General features: G+C 72.5%; 8 protein-coding genes and 1 pseudogene. 5 read left to right on the top strand and 4 right to left on the bottom strand.

All coding sequences use genetic code 11. The features are described 5' to 3' along the window. Window positions 1-332: 332 nt before the first annotated feature. Window positions 333-926 (bottom strand): annotated as a pseudogene (locus J7I97_RS25750) (AMP-binding protein); the annotation flags it as partial. A 573-nt stretch (window positions 927-1,499) separates the two neighbouring features. Here J7I97_RS25750 and J7I97_RS25745 point away from each other — a divergent pair. Then, window positions 1,500-1,964, top strand: coding sequence for a type II toxin-antitoxin system PemK/MazF family toxin (locus J7I97_RS25745; protein ID WP_214938930.1), 465 nt, complete (start codon window positions 1,500-1,502; stop codon window positions 1,962-1,964). 112 nt (window positions 1,965-2,076) lie between these two features. On the opposite strand, the gene J7I97_RS25740 is transcribed toward J7I97_RS25745, so the two are convergent. Continuing rightward, on the bottom strand, window positions 2,077-2,901 hold the full coding sequence (locus J7I97_RS25740; RefSeq protein WP_214938927.1) for a TIGR02452 family protein: 825 nt from the start codon (window positions 2,899-2,901) through the stop codon (window positions 2,077-2,079). A gap of 111 nt (window positions 2,902-3,012) precedes the next feature. Between J7I97_RS25740 and egtA the strand changes: the two genes are divergently transcribed. Genes egtA through egtD form a run of 4 tightly spaced genes read left to right on the top strand, consistent with a single transcriptional unit; the run spans window position 3,013 to window position 7,329 of the window. Continuing rightward, window positions 3,013-4,293, top strand: a complete 1,281-nt coding sequence (gene egtA, locus J7I97_RS25735) for an ergothioneine biosynthesis glutamate--cysteine ligase EgtA (RefSeq protein ID WP_214938925.1) — start codon at window positions 3,013-3,015, stop codon at window positions 4,291-4,293. After that, on the top strand, window positions 4,290-5,600 hold the full coding sequence (gene egtB / locus J7I97_RS25730) for an ergothioneine biosynthesis protein EgtB (RefSeq protein WP_214938922.1): 1,311 nt from the start codon (window positions 4,290-4,292) through the stop codon (window positions 5,598-5,600). The genes egtA and egtB overlap by 4 nt, the downstream gene beginning before the upstream one ends. Then, entirely contained in the window at window positions 5,600-6,358 is a 759-nt protein-coding gene (egtC, locus tag J7I97_RS25725; protein WP_214938919.1) for an ergothioneine biosynthesis protein EgtC, read from the top strand. Before egtB ends, egtC begins: the two co-directional genes overlap by 1 nt. Continuing rightward, complete coding sequence (egtD, locus tag J7I97_RS25720; RefSeq protein WP_214938916.1) at window positions 6,355-7,329, top strand: L-histidine N(alpha)-methyltransferase; 975 nt, start codon at window positions 6,355-6,357, stop codon at window positions 7,327-7,329. The genes egtC and egtD overlap by 4 nt, the downstream gene beginning before the upstream one ends. On the opposite strand, the gene J7I97_RS25715 is transcribed toward egtD, so the two are convergent. After that, the gene (locus tag J7I97_RS25715; protein WP_214938913.1) at window positions 7,212-8,150 is read right to left on the bottom strand and encodes a 1-acyl-sn-glycerol-3-phosphate acyltransferase; all 939 of its coding nucleotides are present in this window, start codon (window positions 8,148-8,150) and stop codon (window positions 7,212-7,214) included. The two genes, egtD and J7I97_RS25715, sit on opposite strands and share 118 nt — an antisense overlap. After that, window positions 8,147-8,934 (bottom strand): GNAT family N-acyltransferase (locus tag J7I97_RS25710; RefSeq protein WP_251059164.1); only part of this gene is annotated, 788 nt, incomplete at its 5' end. The genes J7I97_RS25710 and J7I97_RS25715, both read right to left, overlap by 4 nt.

The following is an 8,934-nucleotide window of genomic DNA, read 5'->3' as shown; positions in this document are numbered from 1 at the left end:
CGGGCGGGCGGTGTGGTGGTGTTGCCGCTGGGCAGTGTTGGTGGAGTGCTGGGGGCTTCCCGTCAGTCTTACTGTCCTTCCGGTTCAGGCCGGAGGATGGACAAGCACACGGCCCCAGCAGAGATACGCGGCCATACCTCCGCCAGACCAGACACCCCCCGCCGGAGCCACCAAGCTCCGGCCAACGCCGCCAGCCCGGGGCCCCTGGCCCGAACCCGCACTAGACAGCGCCCAGATGGGCAGGGAGCCCACCCACGCCCCAGATCGCTACGCGCTCCCCCATTGCTTAATTAGCGTCCGCCGGCCGTCTGGGGCCGGTCGTGTCCTGTCCGTCACGGGGCAGATAGATCTTCGTGGCCAGCCCGCTGCGGGACGTCCTTGAGGCGGCCGGTCACGACCAGGTTGCCGTCCGGGGTGCGCCGCGCGAGGTCGCCGGTGCGGAAGTAGCCGTCGGTGGTGAAGGAGCCTGCGTTGTGGTCGGGCGCCTGGTAGTAGCCTCGCACGGTATAAGGACCGCGGGCGAGGAGTTCGCCGGGCTCCCCGTCGGGCACGTCCTTGCCGTCGGCGTCGACAATGCGGATCTCGTCGTCGGGCGAGAGCGGGCGGCCCTGCGTGGTGAGCACGGTCTCGTCCGGATCGGCGGGCCGGGTGAGAGTGAGCAGCCCCTCAGCCATGCCGAACACCTGCTGCAGGCGACAGCCCAATTCGGGGCCTATTCGTTCGGCGGTCGCCCGGTGCAAGGGGGCGCCGCCGGTCTGCACGAGACGCAGGGTGTTCAAGTCGGCCTGGACCGTGGGAAGTACGTCGAGCCAGAGCTCGGCGACGGCGGGCAGCACAGACGTGATGGTGACCCGCTCTCGTTCGATGACCGGAAGGCATTCGGCGGGTCCCGGGTTCTCGACCAGGACGACGGTGCCGCCGACGGCACAGCTGGCCGCCCAGCACCCTCAGGTCGAGGGCGAACTCCACACTCTCACCGGAGCGTTGCGGGCCGTGGATCCGCTCGTCGATGTAGCCGAGGCCGCGCAGGACCTCCCTGACGTGCTGCGGTGTCGGGTCGGGCGTGCCCTTGAGGGCGTCGGTGATGCGGCGGGCGTGGATGCCGGCATCACACTCCTCCACGGAGCTCAACTCCACGTCCTGCTTCGCGGCCTCAGGGTCTCTGGGTTCCCCCGTGGGCGGCGGCTCGTCCGGCACGGGCAGGGGCGTGGTCTGAAGCCCCGCCGGATGCGGCTCCTTCGGCGGCTCCGGGACCGGGAGATCCGCCGAGCACCGCTCGGAGAGGGACTTGAGGAGTTCCATGAACGCGAAGAGCTCGTCGTCCTTGGACCCGGCCCGAACCGGAAGGACAGTAAGACTGACGGGAAGCCCCCAGCACTCCACCAACACTGGCAGGCGGCAACACCGACAACACCACCACACCGCCCGCCCGCCGGCCCCCCACCAACGACCGACCCGCCTCGCACCCCCAGGGCCGCCGAGCCAGTACCCTCACCCGGATGACGGCACTTTCTCACCAGGGTTCCAACCACATCGAGCAGCCCGGGCGCGGCGGAGACACCGCGACCACCGAGGCCGATCCGCTTGCCATCGGGCCAGTGCAGACCTCGTACGCACCCGACCACGACGGGGATCCCGATCCCGGCGAAATCGTCTGGACCTGGGTCCCCTTCGAGGAGAACGACGGCCGTGGCAAGGACCGGCCGGTACTGGTGGTCGCCCGGGAGGGGGCCGGGCACACGCTGCTTGCCGTACAGCTGTCCAGCAAGCGGCACGACCACGACCGGGAGTGGGTGCCGATCGGCACCGGGCCGTGGGACGGCGCGGGGCGGGAGTCCTGGGTGGACGTGGACCGGGTGCTGCGGGTGCATGAGTCGGGCATGCGGCGCGAGGCATGCGCCCTGGACCGGGGGCGGTTCAACCTGGTCGTGAACCGGCTGCGCGAGCGCTACGGCTGGCGGTAGTCCGAGGCGCGGGCGGTAGTCCGAGACGGCGGTAGTGCGGTACCCCAAGCCCCTGACGGTAGTCCAATGCCCTGCCCGCACTCCAAGCCGCCACCACCCCCAACGCCCGCCCCTACCCCCCAAACACCCCCTCAAACGCCCCCCGCCGCCCCGAATCCCGGTCCAGAATGCCGAAGGTGACCCGCTCGAAAACCCCCGCGAAGCGCCCCGACAACAGCCCCCGGAAGGCTTCGGCGACCTCCGACGGGTTGTTCTGGAAGACCCCGCACCCCCACGCGCCCAGCACCAGTCGCCGGTAGCCGTGCAGCGCGGCCACCTCCAGTACGCGTTCCCCGCGGCGGGCCAGCGTCGCGGGGATCTCGTGCGCGCGGCTCGGTTCCTGGCGGCGGATGGTGCCCGCGTTCGGGGCCGGGGAGGTGAGGAAGCCCGCCCGGAACGGGGTCTCCAGCAGTTCGCCCCGGTCGTCGCGGAAGACGGGCACGCCGGGTGAGTGAATCACCCGGTCGGTGTAGAAGGTGCTGCGTCCCGCGCGGTGGATCTCGTAGTACTCGGGAGCCTCCAGCAGGGTCTCGTACAGGGCCGAGGCGCGGCACAGCGCTTCCTCCTGGGCCTTCGCCCCGCGGACGTAGCCGCCGCCCGGATTCCGGGCCGAGGCGAAGTTCAGCACGGCCACCGGGACCGGATCCGGGCCCTCCGTCGCGAGCCTACGGGCTGCGACCGTGCTGCTCTCCCCCGTGACCTCGACGACGGTCGGCCCGGCCCCCGTGGGAAGGTTTCCACCTGGAATGATCCGATTCGGGCCATATATTCTGGTTCCTGCCTTGGCTTCCGCCACGGCGACGGCGAGGGAGACACGCCGCCCCGACCGCGTCCGGTATTCGCCGGCCGCCACGATCTCTGCGTTCTCCCGCGCGATCTCACGCAATCTGCTGCTCACGCTCCCATCGTTCGCCACCACGACCCCTGGCGCCAAAGGGTTTTGTGGGACAGGGGACGGGTAGGCACGGGTGATGATCAAGGCCGACGACAGGAGATGAGGATCCCGGTCATGCCACAGAACTCACCCGCCCCGCCCGCACGCATGAGCGAAACCGAGGCCGAGGAGCTGATCCACGGCATCTGTTTCAAGACAGGCCCGCCCCGTCTCATAGGCGCGGAGCTCGAGTGGCTGGTCCTGGACGCGGAACGGCCCGGACAGCCCCTGGCACCCGAGCGGCTCACCGCAGCGCACGACGCCGCCCGCACTCTGCCTCTGCGTTCCCGGCTCACGGTCGAGCCCGGCGGCCAGCTGGAGCTCAGCTCCGAGCCCGCCGACTCCCTCACCGGGTGCGTAGAAGCCCTGCAGGCCGACTTGACAGCCGTTAGAGGCGTCCTCGAAACCCAGGGCCTGACGCTGCGGGGCCTCGGGCAGGACCCGCGCCGCCCGCACCGCCGGCTGCTGACCAGCCCGCGCTACGAGGCGATGGAGACCTACTTCGACCGCACCGGCCCGGCCGGACGCGCCATGATGCGCGCGTCGGCCGCGGTGCAGGTCTGCGTGGACGCCGGGACGGAGGAGCCCGGCCCGCTCGGCCACGGCCGCCGCTGGCGGCTCGCCCATCTGCTGGGCGCCGTGCTGGTGGCCGCGTTCGCCAACTCCCCGGGCGCCGAAGGCCCGTATGCCGGCTGGCGGTGTGCCCGACAGGGGATCTGGGAGGACATCGACACCCGGCGGGCGCTCGCCCCGCCGCTGGACGCCGAACCGCGCGCCGCATGGACCCGGCAGGCCATGGACACCGAGGTGATGTGCATACGGATGGACGACGGCGGGCCGTGGCTGGTCCCGCGCGGGATGACCTTCCGCGACTGGCTGCGCACGGGCGGCCCCCGGCCCGCCACCGCCGAGGATCTGGACTACCACCTGACCACACTGTTCCCGCCGGTCCGGCCGCGCGGCCACCTCGAACTGCGGATGATCGACGCGCAGCCCGGGGACAACGGCTGGCTGGTCCCGGTGGCCGTGGTGCACGCGCTGTTCGACGATCCGGAGGCCGCCGAGACCGCGTACCGGGTCACGAAGGTGCTGGCCGACGCCTACGGGTCGGCCGGGCGCGCGCCGCACAATCCGCTGTGGCGCTCCGCCGCCCGGCTGGGGCTCGCCGATCCGGAGCTGCGGACGGCGGCCGCCGCCTGTTTCCTGGCCGCCGTCGAGGCGCTGCCCCGGCTCGGGGCCTCCGCCCTGGTCCAGGAGACGGTCGCCGAGTTCACCGAACGCCATGTGCTGCGCGGCCGCTGCCCGGCCGATGACCAGCCCCTACGTCAGCTCACCGGGAAGGGAGCCCGCTCGTGACCACCGAATCCCACCCGGACGTGCTGCGTGAACGGGCGGTCGCGGCCCTGACCGCCGCCCGCGTACGCACGGCGGGGCTCACCGACCCGGTGAGCGACCCGGACCTGACCGCCCAGCACTCCCCCCTGATGTCGCCGCTGGTCTGGGACCTGGCGCACATCGGGAACATGGAGGAGCTCTGGCTGCTGCGTCATGTCGGCGGCCGCGACTCCATGCACCCGGAGATCGATCCGCTCTACGACGCCTTCGAGCATCCCCGCTCCGAGCGGCCCAAGCTGCCCTTGCTGAAGCCCGATGAGGCCCGCCGGTACGCGGCCGAGGTGCGCGGCCGGGTCTTCGACCTGCTGGAGCACACTCCGCTGGAGGGTACGGCGCTGCTGGCCGACGGCTATGTCTTCGGGATGATCGCCCAGCATGAACAGCAGCACGACGAAACCATGCTGATCACCCATCAGCTACGGCAGGGGGCGGCGGTCCTGACCGCCCCGGAGCCGGATCCCCCACAGGGCCCGCCGCCCGCGGCCTCCGAAGTCCTCGTACCCGGCGGCCCATTCACGATGGGCACCTCCGCCGAGCCGTGGTCACTGGACAACGAGCGCCCGGCACACACCCGGGACACAGCCGCGTTCTGGATCGACACGGTGCCGGTGACCAACGCCGACTACCAGGAGTTCATCGCGGACGGCGGCTACCGCGAGGACCGCTGGTGGGCGGCCGAGGGCTGGGACCAGATACGCCGGCACCGCATCGAGGCCCCGCTGTTCTGGCACAGGGAGGCCGGGCAGTGGCTGCGCCGCCGCTTCGGGGTGACCGAGCCGGTGCCCGGCGACGAGCCGGTCCTGCATGTCAGCTGGTACGAGGCGGACGCGTACGCCCGCTGGGCAGGGCGCCGGCTGCCCACGGAGACGGAGTGGGAGAAGGCCGCCCGGTACGACCCGGCCACCGGCCGCTCGACCCGCTATCCGTGGGGCGACGGCGACCCCACTCCCGCGCACGCCAATCTCGGCCAGCGCCACCTGCGCCCGGCCCCCGCGGGCAGCTACCCCGCCGGGGCGTCGCCGCTCGGGGTGCGCCAGCTGATCGGCGACGTGTGGGAGTGGACGTCCTCGGACTTCCTGCCCTACCCGGGGTTCCGGGCCTTCCCGTACCGCGAGTACTCGGAGGTGTTCTTCGGCCCGGAGCACAAGGTGCTGCGCGGCGGCTCCTTCGCGGTGGATCCGGTGGCCTGCCGAGGCACCTTCCGAAACTGGGACCTGCCGGTGCGCCGCCAGATCTTCTCCGGCTTCCGGACCGCGAGGGATGTCTGATGTGCCGTCATCTTGCCTATGTGGGTCCGGTGGTGGCGCTCGGACGGCTGCTGAGCGACCCGGAGCACTCCCTCGTGCGGCAGTCCTGGGAGCCCCGCAGGCAGCAGAACGGAACGATCAACGCCGACGGTTTCGGCGTCGGCTGGTACGCGGAGGGCGATCCGGTGCCGGCCCGCTACCGCCGGGCCGGGCCGATCTGGGGCGACCTGACCTTCGCCGACATCGCCCGGGTGGTGCGCAGCGGGGCCGCGCTGGCCGCCGTACGGGACGCCACCATGGCCGGGGCGGACGGGGAGGCGGCCGCGGCGCCCTTCGCCTCGGGGCCGTGGCTGTTCAGCCACAACGGCGCGGTGCGGAACTGGCCGGAGTCGGCGGCTCCGCTCGCGGCCGGGCTGCCGCCCGAGGAGCTCCTGCAACTGGCCTCGCGCACCGATTCGGCGCTGATCTGGGCGCTGGTCCTGCACCGGCTCCGCCAGGGCGACGACCTCGGCACGGCGCTCGCCGAACCGGTGCGGGAGCTGGCCGGGGCGGCGCCGGGTTCCCGGCTGAACCTGCTGCTGACCGACGGCGACGCCATCGCCGCGACCGCCTGGGGCGATTCGCTGTGGTACCTGGCCGACGTACCGGCGCAGCGAACCGTCGTGGCGTCGGAGCCGTACGACGACGACACCCGTTGGTGCGAAGTGCCCGACCGGACCCTGCTGATCGCCACCCGTACGACGGTCGATCTGATCCCCCTCAAGGAGAACACCCCGTGAGCGACTTCCAGTTGACCAGGACCCTCGACGAGGACGCCGCCGACACCGCGCTGCGTGCCGATGTGGTGCACGGGCTGACGCAGTCGCCCAAGGTGCTGCCGCCCAAATGGTTCTACGACGCGCGGGGCAGCGAACTCTTCGAGGAGATCACCCGGCTGCCCGAGTACTACCCGACGCGCGCCGAGAGGGAGATCCTGCTCGAACGGGCCGGGGAGATCGCCGCGGTGAGCGGGGCCCGCACGCTGGTGGAGCTGGGCTCCGGTTCCTCGGAGAAGACCCGGCACCTGATCGAGGCGATGCCCGCACTGGACACGTACATCCCGGTGGACGTGAGCGAGAGCGCCCTGCGGGGGGCGGCCGAAACCCTGCTGGCGCAGCATCGGGGGCTGCGGGTGCACGCACTGGTGGCCGACTTCACGAAGCCGCTGCACCTGCCGCCCACCCCCGGCCCCCGCCTGGTGGTCTTCCTCGGAGGCACGATCGGCAATCTGCTGCCGCCGGAGCGCGCCGAGTTCCTGGCTTCCATACGGGCGATGCTGTCGCCCGGGGACGCCCTGCTGATGGGCACGGACCTGGTGAAGGAAGAGGCCGTGCTGGTGGCGGCGTACGACGACGCGCAGGGGGTGACGGCCGAGTTCAACAAGAACGTACTGGCTGTCATGAACCGGGAGCTGGACGCGGATTTCCACACCGCCGACTTCGAGCACGTGGCGGTGTGGAATCGGGAGCAGGAGTGGATCGAGATGCGGTTGCGGTCCCGGTCGGAGCTGGCCGTGAAGATCCGGGCACTGGATCTGGTGGTGCCGTTCGAGGCGGGTGAGGAGATCCGGACGGAGGTGTCCGCCAAGTTCCGTCAGGAGGGTGTGCGGAAGGAACTCTCGGCCGCCGGGCTGGAGTTGGCCCAGTGGTGGACGGACGCGGCGGGCCGCTTCGCCCTGTCCTTGTCGGTCGCGGACGGCGGCGTGGGCTGAGACGGGATTCCCGGTCGTGACGGCGGAGCGGGTTCTGGGGTGACCGCCGTCTGAGCGGCGGCCGCGAGGTCCCGCCGGTCCGCGTGGCGGCCCGGCGGGATCCGCGGCAGGAGCCGCACCTCGGCCCGTACCCCGCGGGCCGAGGCGATCCGCCACAGCGAGGCGGTCAGCGGATCGTCCCCGACGAAGGCGGGAGCCCCGGCCGGGTGCCGGTCGTCCAGCCGGTACACGAGGCGCACGGGCTGTACGGGTACCCGCGCGTCCAGCGCAGACTGGAACGCGGCGCGCCGGAAGGGCCCCTGGGCGCGCCCGCACCAGGTGGAGCCCTCGGGGAAGACGGTGACCCGGTCCCCGGCCCGCAGGGCCCGGGTGACGGCGTCGACGGTGGCGGGCAGGGCGCGGATCCGGTCGCGTTCGATGAACAGGGTGCCGGCCTGCCGGGAGAGCGGGCCGAGCACCGGCCAGCCGCGGATGTCGCTCTTGGCCAGCATCCGGGAGGGCAGGACGGCGGCGACGAGAGGGATGTCCAGCCAGGAGATGTGGTTGGCGACGATCAGGCGCCCGCCGTCCGGGCCGGGGCTCCCGTGCACGGTGATCCGTATGCCGAAGGCCCGTACCAGGGCGGTCGCCCAGGCCCGTGCCAGCGCCTGCCGGGGCCGGCCGGGCAGCAGCCGGAGCGGCGGGGCGCCCAGGATCCCGATGAGGATCAGGGCCACGGCGGCGGTGAGCCGGAGCACCGCCCGCGGCACGCTCGCCGCCCGCCCCTCGTGGCCGGCGCAGGCCTCGGGGGTGCAGGGCGAGGTGGGGAGCCAGACGCTCATGCGCTCGGGACGAGCGAGCGGAAGTGGTTGAGGTAGCGCGGGTTGGTGCGGCGCAGGGAGAGCAGGACGTACAGGTCGGCGCAGCCGAACTCGGCGTCGAGGGCGGGCTCGCCGCAGACCCAGGCACCCAGGCGCAGGTAGCCGCGCAGCAGCGGGGGCAGCTCCATGCGGTCGGGGAAGGTGATGCCCTCGGGGCTCCAGGGCAGGTGCGGGGTGACCCGGTACTCCTCGGGGGCGAGGTTGCGGCCCAGGACGTTGTCCCGGGTCGCGGCGGCCAGCACCCCGCCGTCGGCGAGCGGTATCGAGCAGCAGCCGGCCAGCCAGTTGTGCCCGGAGCGTTCCATGTAGCGGGCGAGGCCGGCCCAGATCAGGGCGATGACGGCGCCGTTGCGGTGGTCGGGGTGGACGCAGGAGCGGCCGACCTCGACCAGGTCGGGGCGGATGGGCGCGAGGGCGGAGAGGTCGAATTCGCCCTCGGAGTAGAGGCGGCCGGCGACGGCGGCGCGCTCCGGGGGCAGCAGCCGGTAGGTGCCGACGACCTGCTCGGTGGCCTCCTCGACGACGAGGAGGTGGTCGCAGTACGCGTCGAAGGCGTCGGCGTCGAGGCCCGGCTCGGGTCCGTCGAGGCGGGCGCCGAGCTCACCGGCGAAGACCTGGTGGCGCAGCCGCTGGGCGGCGCGTACCTCGTCCTCGTCGCGGGCGAGGCGTACGGAGTAGTGGGGGGCGGGGGTGATCTGGACCGGCCGCGTCGGGGTCTGCGCGGGGGCGGTGACGGGTGTGGGGG

Source organism: Streptomyces sp. ISL-87, assembly GCF_018614095.1.
Classification (GTDB): domain Bacteria; phylum Actinomycetota; class Actinomycetes; order Streptomycetales; family Streptomycetaceae; genus Streptomyces.
This window is presented reverse-complemented; position numbering and strand designations above follow the sequence as displayed.